General features: G+C 71.7%; 24 protein-coding genes. 9 read left to right on the top strand and 15 right to left on the bottom strand.

Annotated elements, in window-relative coordinates; translation table 11 throughout:
• Both RIF68_RS05555 and RIF68_RS05550 read right to left on the bottom strand, forming a co-directional pair.
• Positions 1 to 928: hypothetical protein (locus RIF68_RS05555; protein ID WP_309049998.1), on the bottom strand; the 928-nt coding region annotated here is incomplete at its 3' end.
• Positions 929 to 933: 5 nt separating this feature from the next.
• On the bottom strand, positions 934 to 1578 hold the full coding sequence (locus RIF68_RS05550; RefSeq protein ID WP_309049997.1) for a papain-like cysteine protease family protein: 645 nt from the start codon (positions 1576 to 1578) through the stop codon (positions 934 to 936).
• A 238-nt stretch (positions 1579 to 1816) separates the two neighbouring features.
• On the opposite strand from RIF68_RS05550, the gene RIF68_RS05545 reads away from it, so the two are divergent.
• Positions 1817 to 2746: a hypothetical protein gene (locus RIF68_RS05545; RefSeq protein WP_309049996.1), complete on the top strand. Its 930-nt coding sequence runs from the start codon at positions 1817 to 1819 to the stop codon at positions 2744 to 2746.
• Between the two features lie 152 nt (positions 2747 to 2898).
• Here the strand turns inward: RIF68_RS05545 and RIF68_RS05540 are convergent, their stop codons facing one another.
• Positions 2899 to 3324 carry a Rieske (2Fe-2S) protein gene (locus RIF68_RS05540; protein ID WP_309049995.1) on the bottom strand — a complete coding sequence of 142 codons (426 nt, stop codon included), beginning with the start codon at positions 3322 to 3324 and terminating at the stop codon, positions 2899 to 2901.
• Between the two features lie 115 nt (positions 3325 to 3439).
• Between RIF68_RS05540 and RIF68_RS05535 the strand changes: the two genes are divergently transcribed.
• Complete coding sequence (locus RIF68_RS05535) at positions 3440 to 4339, top strand: carbohydrate kinase (RefSeq protein WP_309049994.1); 900 nt, start codon at positions 3440 to 3442, stop codon at positions 4337 to 4339.
• A 103-nt stretch (positions 4340 to 4442) separates the two neighbouring features.
• On the opposite strand, the gene uvrA is transcribed toward RIF68_RS05535, so the two are convergent.
• On the bottom strand, positions 4443 to 7460 hold the full coding sequence (uvrA, locus tag RIF68_RS05530) for an excinuclease ABC subunit UvrA (RefSeq protein ID WP_309049993.1): 3018 nt from the start codon (positions 7458 to 7460) through the stop codon (positions 4443 to 4445).
• Positions 7461 to 7616: 156 nt separating this feature from the next.
• On the opposite strand from uvrA, the gene RIF68_RS05525 reads away from it, so the two are divergent.
• From RIF68_RS05525 to RIF68_RS05510, 4 genes are all read left to right on the top strand, one after another.
• Entirely contained in the window at positions 7617 to 8312 is a 696-nt protein-coding gene (locus tag RIF68_RS05525; protein ID WP_309049992.1) for a maleylpyruvate isomerase family mycothiol-dependent enzyme, read from the top strand.
• Between the two features lie 82 nt (positions 8313 to 8394).
• Positions 8395 to 9048 (top strand): MBL fold metallo-hydrolase, encoded by a 654-nt coding sequence (locus tag RIF68_RS05520; RefSeq protein ID WP_309049991.1) that lies wholly within the window; start codon positions 8395 to 8397, stop codon positions 9046 to 9048.
• Positions 9049 to 10010: 962 nt separating this feature from the next.
• Complete coding sequence (locus RIF68_RS05515) at positions 10011 to 11231, top strand: hypothetical protein (RefSeq protein ID WP_309049990.1); 1221 nt, start codon at positions 10011 to 10013, stop codon at positions 11229 to 11231.
• 288 nt (positions 11232 to 11519) lie between these two features.
• Complete coding sequence (locus RIF68_RS05510; protein ID WP_309049989.1) at positions 11520 to 12728, top strand: SGNH/GDSL hydrolase family protein; 1209 nt, start codon at positions 11520 to 11522, stop codon at positions 12726 to 12728.
• A gap of 471 nt (positions 12729 to 13199) precedes the next feature.
• On the opposite strand, the gene RIF68_RS05505 is transcribed toward RIF68_RS05510, so the two are convergent.
• The 5 genes from RIF68_RS05505 to RIF68_RS05485 form a co-directional block, all read right to left on the bottom strand.
• Positions 13200 to 13598, bottom strand: a complete 399-nt coding sequence (locus RIF68_RS05505; protein ID WP_309049988.1) for a hypothetical protein — start codon at positions 13596 to 13598, stop codon at positions 13200 to 13202.
• Between the two features lie 259 nt (positions 13599 to 13857).
• Positions 13858 to 14172, bottom strand: coding sequence for a hypothetical protein (locus RIF68_RS05500; RefSeq protein ID WP_309049987.1), 315 nt, complete (start codon positions 14170 to 14172; stop codon positions 13858 to 13860).
• Positions 14173 to 14504: 332 nt separating this feature from the next.
• Positions 14505 to 14669 carry a hypothetical protein gene (locus RIF68_RS05495; RefSeq protein ID WP_309049986.1) on the bottom strand — a complete coding sequence of 55 codons (165 nt, stop codon included), beginning with the start codon at positions 14667 to 14669 and terminating at the stop codon, positions 14505 to 14507.
• A gap of 4 nt (positions 14670 to 14673) precedes the next feature.
• Positions 14674 to 15036: a hypothetical protein gene (locus RIF68_RS05490; protein WP_309049985.1), complete on the bottom strand. Its 363-nt coding sequence runs from the start codon at positions 15034 to 15036 to the stop codon at positions 14674 to 14676.
• Complete coding sequence (locus RIF68_RS05485; protein ID WP_309049984.1) at positions 14994 to 15311, bottom strand: helix-turn-helix domain-containing protein; 318 nt, start codon at positions 15309 to 15311, stop codon at positions 14994 to 14996. Before RIF68_RS05485 ends, RIF68_RS05490 begins: the two co-directional genes overlap by 43 nt.
• A 251-nt stretch (positions 15312 to 15562) precedes the next feature.
• Here RIF68_RS05485 and RIF68_RS05480 point away from each other — a divergent pair, with 251 nt between their 5' ends.
• Positions 15563 to 15886, top strand: a complete 324-nt coding sequence (locus RIF68_RS05480; RefSeq protein WP_309049983.1) for a hypothetical protein — start codon at positions 15563 to 15565, stop codon at positions 15884 to 15886.
• Between the two features lie 100 nt (positions 15887 to 15986).
• Here RIF68_RS05480 and RIF68_RS05475 read toward each other — a convergent pair whose 3' ends face one another.
• Together RIF68_RS05475 and RIF68_RS05470 are read right to left on the bottom strand one after the other, a co-directional pair.
• The gene (locus RIF68_RS05475; RefSeq protein ID WP_309049982.1) at positions 15987 to 16310 is read right to left on the bottom strand and encodes a MazG-like family protein; all 324 of its coding nucleotides are present in this window, start codon (positions 16308 to 16310) and stop codon (positions 15987 to 15989) included.
• Complete coding sequence (locus tag RIF68_RS05470) at positions 16307 to 16879, bottom strand: hypothetical protein (RefSeq protein ID WP_309049981.1); 573 nt, start codon at positions 16877 to 16879, stop codon at positions 16307 to 16309. The genes RIF68_RS05475 and RIF68_RS05470 overlap by 4 nt, the downstream gene beginning before the upstream one ends.
• 203 nt (positions 16880 to 17082) lie before the next feature.
• Between RIF68_RS05470 and RIF68_RS05465 the strand changes: the two genes are divergently transcribed.
• The gene (locus RIF68_RS05465) at positions 17083 to 17331 is read left to right on the top strand and encodes a hypothetical protein (RefSeq protein ID WP_309049980.1); all 249 of its coding nucleotides are present in this window, start codon (positions 17083 to 17085) and stop codon (positions 17329 to 17331) included.
• 248 nt (positions 17332 to 17579) lie between these two features.
• Here RIF68_RS05465 and RIF68_RS05460 read toward each other — a convergent pair whose 3' ends face one another.
• A complete protein-coding gene (locus RIF68_RS05460) occupies positions 17580 to 17732 on the bottom strand; it encodes a hypothetical protein (protein WP_309049979.1) in 153 nt (50 codons plus the stop codon).
• Between the two features lie 534 nt (positions 17733 to 18266).
• Between RIF68_RS05460 and RIF68_RS05455 the strand changes: the two genes are divergently transcribed.
• Positions 18267 to 18770: a hypothetical protein gene (locus RIF68_RS05455; RefSeq protein ID WP_309049978.1), complete on the top strand. Its 504-nt coding sequence runs from the start codon at positions 18267 to 18269 to the stop codon at positions 18768 to 18770.
• A 245-nt stretch (positions 18771 to 19015) separates the two neighbouring features.
• Here the strand turns inward: RIF68_RS05455 and RIF68_RS05450 are convergent, their stop codons facing one another.
• The 3 genes from RIF68_RS05450 to RIF68_RS05440 all read right to left on the bottom strand — a co-directional run bounded on the left by RIF68_RS05450 (position 19016) and on the right by RIF68_RS05440 (position 20013).
• Entirely contained in the window at positions 19016 to 19198 is a 183-nt protein-coding gene (locus tag RIF68_RS05450; protein ID WP_309049977.1) for a hypothetical protein, read from the bottom strand.
• 79 nt (positions 19199 to 19277) lie between these two features.
• On the bottom strand, positions 19278 to 19805 hold the full coding sequence (locus RIF68_RS05445; protein ID WP_309049976.1) for a hypothetical protein: 528 nt from the start codon (positions 19803 to 19805) through the stop codon (positions 19278 to 19280).
• Positions 19806 to 19884: 79 nt separating this feature from the next.
• Complete coding sequence (locus RIF68_RS05440) at positions 19885 to 20013, bottom strand: hypothetical protein (protein ID WP_309049975.1); 129 nt, start codon at positions 20011 to 20013, stop codon at positions 19885 to 19887.
• Positions 20014 to 20263: the final 250 nt, after the last annotated feature.

Here is a 20263-nt window from a genome sequence, read left to right as displayed (position 1 = left end):
CTCCCCACCCTACTGGCGGCCACCGACAGCCCGGCCTCCGCCGGGAGCGCCCCCGGCGGGGGCCGGGGGCCCGGCCCGGGCCCGGGGGTGGGGGCCCCGGGCCCCGCGCGGAGGGCTGAGCGGGCGCGAGGACCGCTCCCGCCCCGGCCGCCGCGGAGGCGGCGGTGACGGCGGTGACGGGGACGCCACCGGACCCGGCGTGCTCCGCGGCCGTGGCCGGGGCGTCCGCCGCCGGGCCCGTGCCGGCCGCGTATCCGCCGGCCGCGCCCTTCCTCGCGTAGGCCGAGCCGGGGAGCTTGTCGCCGTACGCGCGCACCACCCGGTCCCGGTAGGCGGCGAGGCTGGTCCCGGCGCTGCCGACGGCCCGGGTCGCGTCCTCGTCCAGCGGGAGCACCTTCGTGCCCTTCTGGACGTACCAGGCGTCGATCTGCGGCTCGCGGAAGACGAGGCCGCCGGGGAGCAGGCGCCCGCCGCGCCCGGCGTACCGGACCTCGTCGTCGCCGGTGGCGATGTTCACCACCTGCCAGCCGTCCGCGCCGCGGACCGTCCACAGGGCGGCTTTCCGGCCGTCGGCGGCGACGGCGCGGCTCGCCCGGTACTCCTCCCGCGCCACCGGCGCCCCGGGCCGTCCGGCGACGAAGTCCGGGGAGAGGATCCGCACCGGGACGGAGGCGCCGTCGATCCGGGGCGCCGCGGCGGCGGCCGCGGACGCGGCGGCCGCCGGGGCCGCGTCGCGGGCGAAGAACCGGGCGAGGGTGCCGAGGGTGGCGGGCGCGGCGGCGGCCGCCTCGGGCGTCGGGGCGGACGGCGGAGCGCCGGCGGATGCGGGCGGCGCGCCCAGGGCGACCAGCGCGGCGGCGGCCACGAGGCCCGCGGCCCCGGCCCGGACGGTGAGCGCGGCCGTCGTCGTTCGCGTCGTTCTCTTCATCGTCCTCACGCCCCTATCCGGTAGAGCGAGTGGGTCCAGGAGAAGGAGTTGTTGTTCACGTACCAGGCGTGGGAGGCCCAGTTGTAGCGGTCGCTGGAGGGCCAGGGGTCGCCCCAGTACACCCAGCTGTCGGTGTCGTCGTAGCCGTACACGACGTGCATGTGTCCGCCGCCGCTCGCCCACTGGATGCGGGTCTCGACGGGCCGGCCCGCGTTGATCTCGGTCTGCACGGTCGAGTAGCGCAGCCAGCCGTCGACGTACGAGCCGGGGTTGATGCCGGCCCAGCGCAGTCCGGTCTGGACGTTGCCGAGGGTGGCCTGCCAGTTGGGGCAGTCGTAGCCCTGCTGCCGGTTGAAGGCGGCGTTGCAGAACTGGTTCTGGCTGTACGAGCGGCCGAACCAGGCGGCGATGGTGTTGCCCCCGGCGGCCCAGCACCAGTTGGTCTTCTGCTGGGCCTGCATGGTGATGTTCAGCCGCTTGGCGGCGAAGGCGGAGACGTCCTCACCGCCCGGGGCGGCGGCGGTGACGTGGGCGGGGGCCGAGGCGACCGCGGCCTGGGGGGCGGCGGTCGCCGGGGTGGCGGTGGGGACGAGGAAGAGTGCCGCAGCGGCGGCGGCCGGCGCCACGAGGGACAGCCTTCTTCTGCGCATCGCGTTCCTCCCGGGGTGGGGGGTGGGGATGGAGTGGGGGGTGTGGAGGAGCGCGTCCGGACGCTGGTGAGGAGCATCGGGCGTTGTCCGGATCCGGTCAACACGCTTCAATGCGGGATGACAACGGGCTGTGAACGGTGTGACCCGCCTGTGAACGGGCGCCGCGCCCCACCTGCCCACCCGCCGCCCCCGGCGCGGTGGGCCGCCCTCAGGAGTGAACGTTCACGGAGGAGCCCTCGTGAGCCACACCGAGGCCGATCTGGTGCAGCTGCTGCACACCGGCCCCTTCCATCTGGCCCTGCGCACCGCACTGGCCGTACGCGGTCTGCCGCTCCAGCGGGTCCAGCACCATCTGGCCCACCGGGGCGTCAAGGTCGGCGTGACCTCGCTGAGTTACTGGCAGCAGGGGGCCCGGCGGCCGCGGCGGCCCGAGTCCCTGAAGGCGGTCGCGGCCCTGGAGGAGGTGCTCCAGCTGCCGGGCAACTCGCTGCTGCGGCTGCTGTCGGCGGACGCCGGCGGCCGCGCCGAGGTGGAACGGCCGGCGGCCCGCTCGTACCGCTCGCTGGTGGAGGCCTCCGGCACGGTCGAGCGGCTGCTGGCCGAGCTGGAGTCGCCTGCGGACGGCGGGCTGCACACGGTGGGGCAGATCGACCGGGTACGGATCGGGGCGGCGCGGCAGCTGCTCGGGCGGGACACCCAGCAGGTGGTGCGGGCGCACCGGGACGGGGTGGACCGGTACGTGGCCGTGCACCACGGCGACCCGGGCTGCGATCCGTCGCGGGTGGTGGTGCGGGCGGTGGAGAACTGCCGCGCGGGGCGGGTGCGGTGGCACGCGGAGACGGGTGTGCTGGTGGCGGAGCTGCTGTTCGACGCGCGGCTGCGGGCCGGTGACACGCATCTGTTCGCGTACGGCTTCGACGACGGTACGGCGGGGCCGAGCGGGGAGTACGTCCGCGGGTTCACCTTCGCGGCGGGGCAGTACGTGCTCCAGGTGCGGTTCGACGAGGCCGCGCTGCCGGTGCGGTGCCGCCGGTTCGCGCAGGCGTCGGCGGGGGCGCCGCGGGGCGGCCGGGCCGAGCTGACCCTGCACGGACCCCACCGCACGGTGCACCTCGCGGAGCAGGGCGTGCGTCCCGGGCTCCTGGGGATCGACTGGGACTGGGCGTGACACCGGGACGGGCCGCGCGGCGCGGGGTGGGGGGCCGGGCGGCGATGCGCGGTGCTCGGACGTGCGGCGGGTGGTCCGGGGACGGACGTGCGACGGGGGGCCGGGGGCCGGTCGGGCAGCGGACCGGCGGCCGGGGGCCGGTCGGGCCGGGGTCAGGCCTCGGGGCCGGCGATCAGCTTGCCGTTCTCGACGCGGACCGGGACCTCGGGGAGCGGGACGGTGGCGGGGCCCTTGAGCGCCTTGCCGGTCGTGACGTCGAAGCGGCTGCCGTGGCAGGGGCAGTTGCCCTCGTTGTCCTGGATCTTGTCCAGGACGCAGCCGGCGTGGGTGCACTGGGCGCTGAACGCCTTGTACCGGCCCTTGGCCGGGCAGCTCACCAGGAGCCGCTGCTCGCGGTAGAGCTTGGCGCCTCCGACGGGCACGGCGTCCGGGGCGCCGAGGTCGACCGGGGCGGTCGGGGTCGGGACGGTGGCGTGGCCGAGCTTGGACTCGGTGGAGCAGGCGGCGACTCCCAGCCCGGCGGCACCGGCGAGCGCGGCACCTTTCAGGACGGTGCGGCGGGTGGACTGGCCGGACATGAGCGCTCCACGGGGCTGGCGGTACGGAGGTGTCGGCTCCGACGATACCGGCGCGGATTCGTGTGCTTTCGGGCGGGCCTGTCGTGGCGGCCGGACATGGGTTACGTTCCGGTGCGTGATCGTCGTCGCCGGTGAGTCCCTGATCGACCTGGTCCCCGACAAGGCGGCCGGGCCCGTGTCCGCGCTGTCCCCGCTGCTCCCCCGCCCGGGCGGCGGGCCGTACAACACGGCCGTCGCCCTGGGGCGGCTGGGCGCCCCCGTGGCCTTCTGCTCCCGGGTGTCGACGGACGCCTTCGGCGAGCTCCTGATGGGAGGCCTCGCGGCGGCCGGGGTGGCGACGGGGCTGGTGCGGCGGGGGCCGGAGCCGACCTCGCTCGCGGTGGCGACGGTGGGGCCGGACGGCTCGGCCCGGTACGGCTTCTACGTGGAGGGGACGGCGGACCGGCTGTTCGAGCTGCCCGGGCCGCTCCCGGCGGAGGCGCGGGCGCTGTGCCTCGGCACCTGCTCCCTGGTCCTGGAGCCGGGAGCGAGCGCGTACGAGGCGCTGCTGCGGCGCGAGGCCGGGCGGGGCGTACTGACGCTGCTGGACCCGAACGTGCGGCCCGGCCTGATCCCGGACCCGGAGGCGTACCGGCACCGTTTCGCGGGCTGGCTGCCGTACGTCTCGCTCCTGAAGCTCTCCGAGGAGGACGCGGCCTGGCTGGGCGGCTCCCCCGCCGCGTGGCGGGCGCGCGGGCCGGCCGCGGTGGTCGTGACGCGGGGCGCCGCCGGCCTGACGGTGGTCACGGAGGGGTTCGAGGTGTCGGTGCCGGGGGTGCCGGTGCGGATCGCGGACACGATCGGCGCCGGGGACACGGTGAACGCGGCCCTGCTGCACGGTCTGGGCGACCGGAGGCCGGAAGCCCTTTCGGCGGAGGAGTGGCGGGACCTGCTGACGTTCGCGGCGAGGGCGGCGGCCGTCACCTGCGCCCGCCCCGGCGCGGAACCGCCGTACGCGCACGAGCTGCGGGGCTGAGGGGGCGGCGGTCCGCTCCCCCGGCGGGCCGGCCCGGGTGCACCACGGCCGCGGCCCCCGGGTCGGTCCGGGGTCCGCGGCCGTGGTGGTCCGGCGGGTGGGGTCAGGCCTTGGCGGCCCTGCCCGTCGTGGCCTTCGCCGTCTTCCTGGCGGTGGCCGCCGACTTCGCGGCGGTCTTCTTCGCCGGGGCCGCCGACTTCTTGGCGGGGGCCTTCTTCGCCGCGGTCTTCTTCGCTCCGCGCGCCGCCGGGACGGCCCCGGTGGCGTCGCTGATCCGGTCCGGGCCGAGGATCTCGCGGAGGAACTTGCCCGTGTGGCTCGCGGGCACGGAGGCGACGTCCTCGGGGGTGCCCTCGGCGACGACCACGCCGCCGCCGCTGCCCCCCTCGGGGCCCATGTCGATGACCCAGTCGGCGGTCTTGATGACATCGAGGTTGTGCTCGATGACGATCACCGAGTTGCCCTTGTCGACCAGGCCGGACAGCACCTTGATCAGCTTCGAGATGTCCTCGAAGTGCAGACCGGTGGTCGGCTCGTCCAGGACGTAGACCGTGCGGCCGGTCGAACGCTTCTGGAGCTCGGAGGCGAGCTTCACGCGCTGCGCCTCACCGCCGGAGAGCGTCGGCGCCGACTGCCCGAGCCGCACGTACCCGAGACCGACCTCGTTGAGCGTGCGCAGGTGGCGGGCGATCGTCGGGACGGCCTCGAAGAAGTCGAGGGCTTCCTCGATCGGCATGTCCAGGACCTCGGCGATGGACTTGCCCTTGTAGTGGACCTCCAGGGTCTCCCGGTTGTACCGGGCGCCGTGGCAGACCTCGCACGGGACGTAGACGTCCGGCAGGAAGTTCATCTCGATCTTGATCGTGCCGTCGCCGGAGCAGTTCTCGCAGCGGCCGCCCTTGACGTTGAAGGAGAACCGGCCGGGCAGGTAGCCGCGGACCTTGGCCTCCATCGTCTCCGCGAACAGCTTGCGGACGTGGTCGAAGACACCGGTGTAGGTGGCCGGGTTCGACCGGGGAGTGCGGCCGATCGGGGACTGGTCGACGTGCACCACCTTGTCGACCAGGTCGTCGCCGTCCACCCGGGTGTGGCGTCCGGGTACCGACTTGGCGCCGTTCAGCTCACGGGCCAGGTGGGTGTAGAGGATGTCGTTGACCAGGGTCGACTTGCCGGAGCCGGAAACACCGGTGACGGCGGTGAGGACGCCGAGCGGGAAGGAGACGTCGATGTCCCGCAGGTTGTTCTCCCGGGCGCCGTGCACGGTGAGCGCGCGGCCGGGGTCGACGGGACGGCGGGTCTCCGGGGTGGCGATCGCCCTGCGGCCGGACAGGTACTGCCCGGTCATCGACTCCTCGTTGGCGAGGAGCTCCTTCAGAGGACCGGAGTGGACGACCTTGCCGCCGTGCTCACCGGCGCCCGGGCCGATGTCCACGACCCAGTCGGCGACCTTGATCGTGTCCTCGTCGTGCTCGACCACGATGAGCGTGTTGCCCATGTCCCGCAGCCGGACGAGGGTCTCGATGAGCCGGTGGTTGTCCCGCTGGTGCAGACCGATGGACGGCTCGTCCAGCACGTACAGCACGCCGACCAGGCCGGAACCGATCTGGGTGGCGAGCCGGATGCGCTGGGCCTCGCCACCGGAGAGCGTGCCCGCGGCGCGGTTGAGCGAGAGGTAGTCGAGGCCGACGTCCACCAGGAAGCGGAGCCGCTCGTTGACCTCCTTGAGGACGCGCTCGGCGATCTTCTTGTCGCGCGCGCTCAGCGTGAGGCGGGAGAGGAACTCGGCGCAGTCGCTGATGGACATCGCGGAGACCTCGGCGATGGACTTGTCCATGACGGTGACCGCGAGGACGATCGGCTTGAGGCGGGTGCCCTCACAGGTGGGGCAGGGCACCTCGCGCATGTAGCCCTCGAACCGCTCGCGGCTGGAGTCGCTCTCGGCCTCGCTGTGGCGCCGCTTGACGAACGAGACGGCGCCCTCGAAGGCGGGGGTGGTGTACGCCCGCTCGCGGCCGTACCGGTTGCGGTAGCGGACCTCGACCTGCGTCTTGTGGCCGTACATCAGGGCCTTCTTGGCCCGCTGCGGCAGCCCCGCGTACGGGATGTCCGTGCGGAAGCCGAGCGCCTGGGCGAGACCGCCGATGAGCCGGCCGAAGTACTCCTTGGTGTGGCCGTGCGACCAGGGGTGGATGGCGCCCTCGTCGAGGGACTTCTCCTCGTCGGGGACGATCAGCTCCGGGTCGACCTCCATGCGGGTGCCGATGCCGGTGCAGTCGGGGCACGCGCCGAAGGGCGAGTTGAAGGAGAAGGAGCGCGGCTCCAGCTCCTCGAAGGAGAGGTCGTCGTACGGGCAGTAGAGGTGCTCCGAGTACATCCGCTCGCGCTCGGGGTCGTCCTCGGGGAGGTCGACGAAGTCGAGCACGACCATGCCGCCGGAGAGGCCGAGGGCGGTCTCCACGGAGTCGGTGAGCCGGCGCTTGGCGCCGTCCTTCACGGTGAGGCGGTCGACGACCACCTCGATCGTGTGCTTCTCCTGCTTCTTCAGCACCGGCGGCTCGCTGAGCTGCACGGTCACCCCGTCGACCCGGGCCCGGCTGTAGCCCTTGGTCTGGAGGTCGGCGAAGAGGTCCACGAACTCGCCCTTGCGCTCGCGGACGAGCGGCGAGAGCACCTGGAAGCGGCTGCCCTCGGGCAGCTCCAGGACCCTGTCCACGATGGCCTGCGGCGACTGGCGCGAGATCGGGCGGCGGCACTCGGGACAGTGCGGCTTGCCGATGCGCGCGAAAAGCAGCCGGAGGTAGTCGTAGACCTCGGTGATGGTGCCGACCGTGGAGCGCGGGTTGCGCGAGGTCGACTTCTGGTCGATGGAGACGGCGGGCGAGAGACCCTCGATGAAGTCCACGTCCGGCTTGTCCATCTGGCCGAGGAACTGCCGTGCGTACGAGGAGAGGGACTCGACGTAACGACGCTGTCCCTCGGCGAAGATCGTGTCGAAGGCGAGGGAGGACTTGCCCGACCCCGAGAGTCCGGTGAAGACGATGAGGGAGTCGCGCGGGAGGTCGAGCGAGACGTTCTTGAGGTTGTGCTCGCGCGCGCCACGGACGATGAGACGGTCGGCCACGCCGGTCCGCACCTTTCTTGAGAGAGCGGATGTGCCTGAACACCCAACAACCAAGGATGCCTGATGCTTCCAGCGAGCTTATAGCACGCACATTCGATTTCCGGACGGCCGGCGAGCGCTTCACCCGAACGAGTGGTCGGCGCTAGGGTCGGCGCCATGATCGATCATGAGCGTGACCTGGCCTCCGTGCGCGAGGCGACCGAGCGGCTGCTGAACGACGCCGCCTCCTGGGACAACGCGGCCGTCGCCGAGCCGTCACGGCTTCCCGGCTGGAGCCGCGGCCACGTCCTCGCCCACCTCTCCCGGAACGCCGACGCCCTGGTGAACGTCCTCCGGGGGCTGCCCATGTACGCGAGCGCCGAGGCGCGCGACGCCGACATCGAGCGGGACGCCGGGCGGCCCCTCGACGCGCAGCTCGCCGACCTGCGCGGGACCGCCGACCGCTTCCAGGCCGTGGCGGCCGAGCCCGCCGACTGGAGCCGTACGGTCGAGCTGCGCAACGGGGTGACCGACAGCGCCTCGCGGCTGCCCTTCCGCCGCTGGGTGGAGGTGGCCCTGCACCACGTCGACCTGGGCGCCGGTTACGAGCTGGAGGACCTTCCCGAGGAGTTCACGGACCGGGAGATCGCCTTCCTCGCCGACCGCTTCGCCGGCCTGGAGAGCGTGCCTCCGGCCGTCCTGCGCGCCGACGACGGCCGCACCTGGACGACCGGCCGGAGCCGGGGCGGGGACGAGGAGGCCGTCACGGTGTCCGGCCCGGCCGCCGACCTGCTCGGCTGGCTCGCCGGACGCCGCGACGGCTCGGCCCTGAAGACCGAGGGCGGCGCCCTGCCCTCGCTGCCGCCGCTGTAGGCAGGGCGGCCGGGTTCCGGCACCGCCCGCGGCGGTGCCGGCCCGCACCTCATGACGCGCGGGGCCGGATTACGCTGAGCCCATGACGTACAGCGGAGCGGTGAAGGTCGGCGGGCCCGCCGACGTGCACGAGCTGTCGGAGCTGATGATCTCCAAGGTCGCGGTCGGCCCGATGGACAACAACGCGTACCTGCTGCGCTGCCGGGCGACCGGTGAGCAGCTGCTGATCGACGCGGCGAACGAGCCCCACACCCTCCTCACCCTGATCGGCGACGACGGCGTCGCCGGTGTCGTCACCACCCACCGGCACGGCGACCACTGGCAGGCCCTGGCCGAGGTGGTGGCCGCGACCGGCGCCCGGACGTACGCGGGGGCGTACGACGCGGAGGGCATCCCCGTCACGACCGACGTGCCCGTGGAGGACGGCGACACGATCCGGGTCGGCCGGGTCGAGCTCACCGCCCGCCGGGTCGTCGGACACACGCCGGGTTCGATCGTCCTGATCTACGACGACCCGCACGGCCACCCCCACGTCTTCACCGGCGACTGCCTCTTCCCGGGCGGTCCTGGACGGACAACACAGCCAGACGAGTTCGACCGCCTGATGAACGGCCTAGAGGCCAAGCTGTTCGACGTCCTGCCCGATGAGACGTGGGTATACCCGGGCCACGGCAAGGACACCACTCTCGGCACGGAGCGCCCCAACCTCGCCGAGTGGCGAGCACGAGGCTGGTAACCGCACCCGCACGCTGTGTGTCCTTAAGGACCAGGCGGAGCCCGTAGCCTCTCCCGCGTCGACCCTGGCCTGTGCTCCGCAAGCTCGACGTCAGGCCGCACCCTGCGGCCGTCGCGCCCTTCTCTTCGGCCCCTCGGTCGGTGACTCCAGCAAGGACGGCCGCAGCCACTACTGGGATAGTGAAAGGCCCGCACGACCGGCAGGTCGGCGGGCCCTCTGCACTGGGAGCGGTGTGCTAGGCAGCGTCTTCAAGAGGTCGCTGCTGGCGGCTAGTGGATCATGGTGTCGTGATACGCCGTCAGTTGGGCAGCCTCACCGAGGCGTCGGCGGGCAAGGTGCGGGCCTGGCCCCTGCGCAGGTAGGGATCTCCCGGACCCTCGATGAGGCGCATGCACGAGGCGTCGGTCAAAGAGGCGGGGATGTCCGTCCTATTGGTGAAGGTGACGTCGCCCTGGGTGGGATCGCCCTTGATGCAGCCCCGAGCGGGTGGGTTGTAGTAGACCGTCGCCTGGCCGCCCTGCGTGGCGTACAGCTATCCGGTTGCCGCGCTGGCCGACGTGGTCAGCCCGGCGGTGAGCAGGCGGGCGACGGCCAGTGCTCCCACCGAGGTGGGAACCCTGCGCATGCGATAACTCCTCGTGATCATCTGGCGCCGCGTTGTGGCACCTGCCTGACCGTAAGGCTGATGCGCCGTCCGGGAGCGGGCCGTCCCCGAACAGCGGGCAGCGCGTCGTTGCGTTTCGAGCGTGCGGGGCGCGCGTTTGGCAGTGGCTGAGCGCTGCTGCGTGACGTCTGCGCAGTGCGAGATTGCCGTGGCGAAGCGGTACAGCCATACGGGTGATCCTGCGGGCAAAGGCACACCGCCGTTGTATAGCCGCCGGTACACCGGTTGCACGACCGGACTGTTCAAGGGGGCCGTTATGGCAACGTCAAGGCGTCGTTTTCTGGGAATCGGAATCTCCGTGGCCGGTGCGGCGGTGGCCGGCGGCACGCTGGGCGTCGAGGTTGCCGGGGCCGCGCCCCTGGCCGCGCCGGTGTCGCAGAACCCCGACAGCATCCGCGGTATCAAGTGGCGCACCGTACGCCGCCCGGCGCAGCCGGGTGACAACTTCGACACGTTCGGCGTCCGGTTCGACACCCAGGGCCTGTCCTACCGCACCGCGGTCGCGTCGCTGTTCAACAACGACTTCAAGACGGTGGTGCTGCGTGTCGCGAACATGGGCGATCTGCCCCGAGGCACCACGAAGAAGCAGCGCAACGACGAGATCATCAAGGTGCTGGGCGAGCTCAACCGCCGCGGCATGAAGGTCTACCTGTGGAAGCGGCAGTGGCTGCAGCGCAGCGACCGTTCCTGGGGTGCCTACAACCGGCATCCGGGGGCGGACGAGTTCATCGCCGACATGAGCGCCCTCATCCAGCGCGCCAAGCGTGAAGGGATCGCCGGCTCACTGCAGGGCGTGATGCCCGTGGAGACGAACCTGAACAACTGCGCCGAGGTCCGCAACCGCGCTCTGTACATCGCCCGGGGCATCAACGCCCGCACCGGCAACTGGCTCAAAGCTCACACCCTGATGGTCCCCGGCGCGGGCATGGGGCCGTACTTCAAGGGGATCCACAACGGCGGCACCACGTGGCTGCAGCAGATGCGCGCGCAGACCGGCCGCTTCGCCTTCCTCTACAAGCACATGATCAGCCACCCCGAAGCCATCTGCCGGCTCGGGCGGTTGAACAACCAGTGGCTGACCAACGTCGGCTACGAGGCGAAGAAGACGGTGGACGAGCAGATCCGCTTCCTGCGCACCACGATGGGCGTGGCCGACCTCGAACGCTACCTGCACGGACACCGCGCCCAGTTCCCCAACCACACCCACGTGGTGTTCTGGGGCGATATCGGCGACGGCATCTTCAGCATGTCCGCCCTCGACAACCAGCCCCGGTGGAACTACAACACCGTCCGCGCCCTGCACAAGCTGCTCGTCAAGCAGAACCACTGGCACGGCCACTTCTTCAATTTCCCCTTCACCTACAAGGGAGCCACACGCACCGACCTGTGGGGCTACCTCATCACCGTCGACCGCCGAAACGGCTACGCCCGCGCCAAGAACCACCAGTGGAACCGCGCGAAGACCCACTCCGTGTGGAACGAGTGGCACGCGTGGTCACGCGAGAACGCCGCCTTCTGACACCTCACAGCGACATTCGCAAGCCTGGAGCACATCCCTTCGTACCGGCTTCCTATGCCAGCCGACGCCGCCAGCGGCCTCCGGATGCCCTGACGTAGCTGTGAGACGCGGCGAATCTCCGCAGCGGTCCATCAAGTTGCCTCGCACCGCCCCAGCCCGCACACCTCGATCGAAGGAATGTGACGCATGAGACTGAGAGCGACGAGAATCCTGGCGTTGTTCCTGGCGGGCGCAGCGGCAGTAAGCACCGTGGCCGTCGGACCGCTTTCACCAGCGGCAGCGACACCGATGCCCGACCGTGCCCCCTCCATCGCCGCGGAACGTCCCAGCGCTGCTCCTGCGGTGTTCTGGCGGGGCAGCTGGGCCGCCGCTCAACAGCCACTTAACCCGAACGTTCCCGGCTGGGCGCGCCAGGGCTTCGCCAACCAGTCGGTGCGCCAAGTCGTCCGGCTCACTGTGGGCGGCACGATGGTGCGGGTACGGCTGTCCAACCTGTACGGCACCACGCCCCTGCGGCTGACCGGCGCCACCATCGCCCGCACCTCGACCGGCGCAGCCGTCAAACGTGGATCCCAGCGCAACCTCACCTTCTCCAGCCGGCAGTGGGCGCAGATCCCCGCAGGCAGGGAACTGGACAGCGACCCGCTGCGCATGAGCACCACGGCGAAGGAGAAGCTGACCGTCACCTTGTACTTCGCCCAACGCACCGGACCGGCGACCTACCACAGCCAGGCCATGGCCACCAGCTACCGGGCTGAGGGCGACCACCGCGTCGACCCCGGCGGCGGAGCGTACACACGAACCGCACGGAACTGGTACTACCTCACCCGGATCGACGTTCGAGGTGCCCAGGCACAGCCACGCAACGGCATCGTGGCCCTGGGCGACTCCCTCACCGACGGATTCGGCTCGACCCGCAACGCGGACAACCGCTACCCCGACCAGCTCGCCGAACGCCTGATCAACAACGGGACCCCGCGCCCTGTCCTCAATGTCGGCATCAGCTCCAACCGGCTGCTGACCAAGTCCCCCTGCGGCGGCGAATCGGCCACGGCACGCTTCCGGCGGGACGTCGTCCTCCAGCCCGGCACACGGACTGTGATCGTGCTCGTAGGCATCAACGACATCCGCCAACAAGGACAGTCCACTCAGTGCGCCCAGGGCGCGCCCAGGATCACCGCCCAGCGGCTGATCGACGGCCACCGCTACCTGATCAAATGGGCTCACGAGCGGGGCCTGAAAGCCGTCGGCGCCACCCTTCCGCCCTGCAGCTGCATCGGGACCAACGAGGCCATCCGCACGCAGCTCAACCAGTGGATCCGTCGCACCGCCGGCACCGGCAGCGGCTACGACGCCCTGGCCGATTTCGACCGCGTCCTGGCCAACCCCAACCGGCCCAACACCCTGCGTCCCGCCTACGACAGTGGCGACCACGTCCACCCTAACGACGCGGGCTACCACCGCATGGCCCAAGCCGTCCCTCTCAGGCAACTGTGAGTCACAGGACCTCTTCGAATGTCACGCCCACATCAGGACTGAGGCGAGGGTGACGGCTGCTTCCTAGGACTGGGCGGAGTGAGGCCGACGGCCTGCCCGGTCACAGGAGACCCGCCAGGGCGTTGTTGTCCGGCTCCCAGCCGTCGACTTATCGTGAGTTGCAACGGGACGTGAGGGGCCACGACGTACGCGGATGTACTTCTTCGGACACGTCGGCGGCCTCCTCCCGACCTGCGCCCGAGGGGAGGCCGGCGGCCGCTGCCGGTCGAGCGCGACGGCCAGGAGGACGGGCAGCGCGCCGACCCGGAGGCGTCCTGTCCCGCCGGGCGGACCGGACGTTCAACCCTTCCGCGACCCGGTTCAACCCCTGGCGCGTGCGGCCGGTGTGATGGCGCGGCGGGTCGCGCTGGTCGTCCTCGTCCGGCGAGGCGAGGAGGTCGGGCCGGACGGCCGGTCTTGTGGGACGGCGGGTCAGAAGCCGTTGGCGAACAGCAGGGCCGTGAGGGGGTCCGTGCCCTCCGGGAGGTCGGCGGTCCTCTGTGCGGCCTGGCAGGCGTCCACGGCCTTACGGAGGGAGCCCACCGCCCCGAGGTACCCGGGCTCCTTCCGCTCGACGGACCGGGCCAGGGCGAGGGCGAGTTCCCGGTGCATCACGGCGGCCGGGTCGGTGACGTCCTGGAGGAGGGCGAGGACGGCCGCGACCAGGGGGCCGTCCTGGGCGGCCTTCGCTGCGCCGGGGTCGTCCGCGACGGCGGCGGCGAGGAGTTCGGCGGCCGTGGCGGCGAGGCTGCGGCCGCGCCGGTCGGCGAGGGCCTGGAGCTGGTCGTGGAGGGGCGGCGGGACACGGGTGGTGACGACGCGGCTGGGCATCGGTGGCCTTTCCAGGGTTGAGCGGGGTGTATCGGGCGGGACCGGTCCTGACCAGCGGCGGAGCGTAGCGCTACGCCAGGGTCCGGGGTTGCCGATGTGTCCCTGTTCGTAGCGGTCCTGTACGGGTCGCTGCTGGTCAGGGGGCTGCCGGGGGCGGGTGCTGAGCACTCGGGGCTACGTTCCGGGGCGGGGTGTATCGGGGCCTGACCTGCGGCGGAGCGCCGCCCCTGGCAACGGGGGAAGAACGTGGCCCCGGGTGTCAGGTGTTGGTCAGGGTTCGGTCAGGTTCGGTGGGCGTTCGCCGGCGGACGGGCTCCAGGGGCGGGAGGGATGCGAGGGCGTCCACCAGGTCCTCCGGGGCGTCCCCTGTCTGCTGCCAGGAGGCGGCGCCGATCCTGGCCCACTGGTGGACTCTCTCGGGTGTGGTGCTCATCGTCCGGGCGACGCTGCGGTAGCTGATGGACCCGGCGGCGACGAGGAGGGCGACGACCCGGGCGCGCTCCAGCCAAGCGGAGGCGACGTACCGGAGGCGGGTCTCCTCGTCGGAGCCGACGGGGGGCGGTGGACCGAGCATGGGCGGGTCCTTCCTGGGAGAGGCCGGCGGCCGCGCGGAGCGTGCGTCGCGGCCGCCGTGGTGTCGGGCTACGGGCGGCGGGTGGTCGGCGGGATGAGCGAGCGCTGGAACTCCTCCTCGCGGGCCTGGAGGTCGGCGGCCGCGGCCTCCAGGACGTCGGCGGTGAGCCAGCCGAACGGCTCGTCGGGCGCCGGGGTGTCCCTCGGGACGTCGTGCCAGGCCGTGACGCCGTGGTGCTGGGCGGCCGTCTGGAGCCATCTCGTGCGGTAGCCGGTGTGGTGCCAGGCCCGGGGGAGGTCGAGGGCGACGTACAGGGCGGAGGCGGCGCGGGTTCAGGTGGCGCGGCCGCGCGGCTGCCGGTCCCAGCAGGACGGGCACAGGTGGCCGCTGACGTGGACGTCGCTGCGGAACGTGCCGAGGGGCGGCAGCTCCCCGGGGATGCCGCACAGCCAGCAGCGGAGGCGGTCGAGGCAGCGGGGCGTGGGCGTGGTCGTCATGGGTCTATCCCTGGTCGAGGTGGGCGAGGGCGGCCGTCCAGTCGGGGACGGCGGTTGTGGTGAGGGCGTAGCGGCCCGGGGCGTGCTCGGTGAGGGCGCCGGCCTTCGCGGCCGCGGCGAGGATGCGGGCGACGGTCTCCGGGCGGGTGCCGCAGGAACGGGCCAGGCGGGCCGTCAGCGTCCCGGCGTCCGGGGCGTCGGGTATCCGGCCGTTGGTGTCGGCCAGGCCGGAGGCGACGTACAGCACGACGAGGAACCGGGAGTGCCGGAGCCGGAGAGGCATCTCCCGGCGCCACGGGCCGGTGAGGAGCGCGCGCCAGGTGTCTACGACGGCCCCGGCGGCGGGGAGCTGCTGGAGGGCAGGCATGGGCGTCCTCGGTGCGTGGAGGAGGAACCCCGGCCCAAAACCAGCGGGTCAGTGCGAGGCGGCGGCGAGGGCCGGCGCCTGGTGGTCGGCCAGGAGGAGGCCGCGCGGTCGCGGTCGAGCTCGGAGCGGTGCACGCGGATGCTGCGCCCGGTCGGGCCCAGCCGCTTCACGCGCATCGTGGGGTCGGCGGCGATCCAGCGGCGCACGGTGCGGTCGGTCACCTGGAAGTGGGCGGCGACCTGGCCACAGGTCAGCCACTCCTCGGAGTCGGTCATCTGGTGCTCCTTGGGTCGTTCTCGGTTTAACTCGGACGCGGGGCGGGAGGGTAGCCCATCGGCAGTGATCAGTGGCGAGGGCGGCGATGGAGCGGCCTTCCAAGTACGCGGTGCGCACGACATGCCGCCTGCGCGCTCCGCAGTGCACCAAAGCGCCGCCGCCGCATGGGGGAACGCCCGCTTTCGAGTGACGCCGGCAGCCCTACCGTCCTCGGCAGGCGCGATCACGCGCCGGATCACGAAAGGGAGCCATGCGCAAGATCCTTACGTCGGCCGGAACACTGGCCGCCGCCTGCCTTCTCACCGTCGGGCTGACGACGTCCGCGAACGCGGCCACCGGCCCGCTCTACATGACGCAGGCCGGACAGACGACGACGTACACCGACCCCGCGCAGGGCACGTGCGTGTCCAGCGACCCGGCGAAGGGTGACGTCACCTTCGTCAACCGGACCAGCGGGGTGTGGTGGACCTACTCCACGCCCGGGTGCGACCGCGCGTACCAGGTCGACTACCTGCGTATCGGCCAGCGGCTCACCCTGCCCGCAGGGTGGTCGATCCTCCAACTCCAGAAGTGATCTGTGCACTCAATTCCCCGAGGCCGGAAACGCGAAAGAGGCCCCCGGCCGCGCCCCTCGTCGGAGGGGGCGGCCGGGGGCCCGGGGTGGTGCGGGTCGTTCAGGTCCGGGCGGTGGTGAGGCTCCGCACGGCGATCGTCTCCAGCTTGGCGGCGAGGGTGCCGGCCGGGTCGTCGGTGAAGGAGTGCAGAGCCACGGCGGCCGTCACGATGACGTCGCACAGCTCGTCGGCGACGTCGGCCGCCGTGTGCGTCACGCCCTTGCGCGGGTTCTGCCCGACCATGCCGACGTACGCCTGACTGACCTCTCCTGCCTCCTCCGTCAGCTTGATCAGGCGCATCGCCCGTTCCTGCTCGCTGGTGCCGTTCGCCGTGTCGAGCCAGCCGACCAGGCGGCCGATCGTCGCCCACTGGTCGGGGGTCATCGCTGCGCCTCCGCCGTGGTGTTGCCGAGGGCGGCCAGGGCCTCGGCCTTGTAGGCCGTCAGGTGGCCGCACGGCCAGGGGTCCCAGCGGTGTCCCGGAGGGGCGTCGCGGGTCTCCGCGTTGTACCCGGCGCCCGTGATCCGCTCCTCGGCGGCGGCCCGGTGCTCGGGGCACGTGTAGATCGCGGCGTGCATGGTGCCGAGGCGGCCGGGGCCGGGCGTCGTGGCGTCGGCGATGAGCGAGGCCCCGGCGGTGCACTCCCATCCAGTGTGTCCGTCGGCGGACGCCTTCCCAGGCGTCTCGCGCAGCTCCTCGGCGTAGCGCCGGGTCGACTCCTTCACCGGCTCCGTGGCGGGAGCCGCGGCCGGGGCCGGCGCCTCGTCGCGCCGCTCGCAGAGGGCGAGCACGGCGGCGTGCTGCTCGGCGTCCAGGCCGAACGGGTGGACGCCCTCCTCCTCGTGGCGCAGCCACATGTTCCGCTGCCCGGCGGCCCAGGTGCGCAGCAGGATGCGCGCCTCGTCCACGTCGACGTCCAGCGTTATCTCGGGTGAGAAATGAGCTTCAGGCATGTGAGACAAGTGGTTTCCGGGGCCCGTGCCCGACAGATACCTCCGGGTCGTTCAGGCACGTACGGCATGTTCGTTACCTCGACACCGGCACCCCGACTTTGGTTCGGGCGAACCGAAGTCCACGTACGGGTGACACAGCACATCTCCACGCAACGGCTCGGGCATACTCAGCGACTCATCCGCCACACATGAAAGGCCCACCCATGCGCCGTATCGCTACCGTCCTCCTCGGGACCGGAGCACTCCTCATGCTCACCACCACCACCGCAGCAGCCGCGCCCGACGGCCCCTTCGCCCACATCGTCGAAGGCGTCAACGGCAGCGTCGTGGGCCTCGTCCGCGGCGCAGACGGCACCCTCACCCCCGTCCTCAAGCCCGCCGGCGCCACCCTCAAGCCCCTCATCAGCGAAGTCGGATTCGTCCTCAAGAGCGTCGGCGGCACCGTGAGCTAGCTGAGCGAGATCAGGGCTTCCAGCCCGGACAGTCGCGTGGCGGCGATCTAAGCCCAGCGGGGTACCGGTCCGCCCTCGCTGAACGGGGGTCCAGGAAGCGCTTCGACCGAAACACTTCCTGGACACGGTGCCGAGCTTTGAACGTCCATCTCGGGAGCGGTTCGATCGAACCGCTCCCGAAGTCTCACTTGCCTAACGTGCCTGACGTCGAGGCACCCGGTCTGACCTGCGCATAGCGGCCTCCAACCCTAGATGACGATCGCGGCCGCGACGTCCTCCCAGGAGGCGCCCAGCTCCAGGGCCTCCCGTACGTGGACGGCGCGCCCGTGCTCGACGTCGCGGCGGATGGACTCCCGCAGTGCGATGACGGCCAGGGCGTCAGCGGCGGTCCCGCGCTCCACGTCGTACGGGAAGTCCGGCCTCGGGGAACAATGGAACAGCGGTTGGCGCTAAGGATGATCTTGCCGGAGTCGGGGCCCCAGTAGCGTGACGTGGAGGCGTCATACTCGCTGGTAGACCGTCGATTTGTGACGGCTGGACGTCACGATCGCAGCCCAGCGCGGCGGCCTCACTGTCCTCTGACAAGTGATCTTGACCATTTGCCAGATGACTTTGACCGGTCAGGGCAGGTGCGGGTACCGGCCTCGGTACGGCTTCACCTTGTCCGGTTTGACGCCACTTCGTCCAGACGCCGTCGACACAACCGGTCGGCGGCCGTGAGCGGCAGGGGCAGGGCCGTCAAGATCTCTCGGCAATCGGTCAAGATCACTTGTCTTAGGTCAACGGTGGGTGACGCGGCCCGGTGCGTGGGTGGGCGCCGGCGCGCTGGTGTGCGGTCGTCCTGTCGGGTGGCGTGCTGTTGCTCTTGTGTGTGGGCGGTCGGTGCGGTGGGCAGCTACGCGTGGTCGTGCACGTATGACCTTGAGGAGACCGCAGTGGCTCAGCTGGACAAGAACGCCAAGTTCTCGATCACCCGGTGGGAGGACGGGAAGCGCATGGAGCCTCAATTCCCTGACGTGACGGTGCATCTGGCGTCTTTCAGTGACTCTGATAACCAGATGTGGCGCGTGGCGGTGACGGGACAGAGGGAGGTGACGGAGGCGGGAAAGAAGGTCACCGTCGACGTCGTGAGTGTCCAGAACGTAGGGACGGGCCAGTTTCTGGCGGCGATGGACCCCAACGCCCCTTACCAGGAGGGGCTTCTACCCCTGAAGGTGAGGGTGCTCGACAACCAGATTGACGCCGGGACGGCACGCTACAGGGGCGAGGGCTGTACGGAGTGGTACCTCCACCCGACGGGGGCGCCGGATTCGTACCTCGTGATCTCGCTCGCCCTACCGTCGTCCGACAGCAGCGACCCAGAGGGCAAGGTGCTCGTTCCGTTCGCCCCCTTCTTCACCGGGTCACCGCCACTTGTGGTCTCAAGTGGGTTGACTTGAGTGCCCCTCCTGCGGAGGTGATCTGGCGATTCCGTGCCTGGGGATGATGCTCAGGGCAGAACCGCTCCAGCTCCGGACGGGTCGGCTCCTCCACGAACCGTCCATACGCTGCGGCCTGCTCATCAGTCAGAAATTCCACCGGCACGCGGGCGGACGGTAGCCCCACGCCACACCGCTCATACGATCTTTCACCGAACCCCAGCAGCCGAGTGGATCACTGTGCTAGGCGCGGGCAAGATCATCCCTTAGCGCCAACGGCTGTTCCATTGTTCCCCGAGGCCGAAGTCAGCGGGCAGCGCGCAGTTCATCAGCCGGTCGTTGTGGGCGGTGTGCTTCTCGACCTGCCAGGCGAGGGGCGTAGCGGCGGGGACGTCGCCGGGGCGGCGGACCTCCAGGCCCTGCCAGCGGGCGTGTTCGTCGGTCGTCATCGGTTCCTCCTGGTGGCGGGTGATCGGTTGGGGTGGGGCGGGTCGGTGGGCGCGGTCGGGGAAGTTTCCGCCGCGCGGGTCACAGGCCGCGTGCGTCGGCCAGGGCGGCGGCCTCGCCGAGGATGCGGACGGCGGCCTGCCAGCCGGTCAGCCGGTGGTCGTTGGCCTCCGGGATCGTGTCCGTGCCGGGGAAGCGCCGGCGGATGGCGTCCAGGAGGACGGCCAGGGCGTCGCCCTCGGCGCTGCTGCTCGGGGCCTCGGCGTGCACCGCGCCGTACAGGCAGCGGGCGCCGTCCGCGTCCACGGTGCGGCCCTGGCACCAGCCGCCCGTCCGGAGGCGGCGTGCGGCCCGCTGAAGCGTCGCGGCGGCCGGGGTGCCGTACGGGTCCTCCTCGGGCTCCGGGAGCGTCACGGGGCCGGTGATGACGTCGGCCAGGTCGAGCGGCGCGGAGGGGTGCGCGGTGTCGACGTCCAGGGCGAGGCCGGCGAGTTGCAGACGGGCGGTCATCTCCGCCTCCACGGCGGCCATGCGGGCGTCCAGGTCGAGGACCGTCCGGGGCCGGGGGGTGACGGCGGCCGGGGCGGGCGCCGGGGCGGTGGTGTCCATGGGGGCCCTCCTCGGGGGCGTCGGGGCAGCAGAAAGGCCCGGACCGTGTCCGGTCCGGGCCTGGTGGGCGGTGGGGAGGTCAGTCCTCCGGCGTGATGTTGATGGCGCCGCAGTTCCAGCACTCCCACTCGGTGGGGAGGTTGTAGCGCTCCGTCCAGAAGCCGGTGGGCTTGCCGTAGACGACGCACTCCGTCAGCACCGCCAGCACGTGAACTCGAAGTCCATCCCCGTCCCTTCCTGGTTCCCGGACGCCCAGGATGGCGGCGCCCGGGAACCAGGAAGGCGGGTATCAGCCAGTGACGAGGGCCCACTCGCCCCGACTGGGCTGCATGTGGCGCGAGCGCGGCTGGTGAACCGGCGCCGGCCGGGACCGTTCCCCCGGCGGTGACCCCTCTGACCAGGGTGGCGCGCACACCGTTTCCACGCGCTCCCGCACGCCCCCCGTAACCGGGACGCCC

This window comes from Streptomyces sp., assembly GCF_031178505.1.
Taxonomy (GTDB): Bacteria; Actinomycetota; Actinomycetes; order Streptomycetales; family Streptomycetaceae; genus Streptomyces; species Streptomyces gulbargensis.
This window is presented reverse-complemented; position numbering and strand designations above follow the sequence as displayed.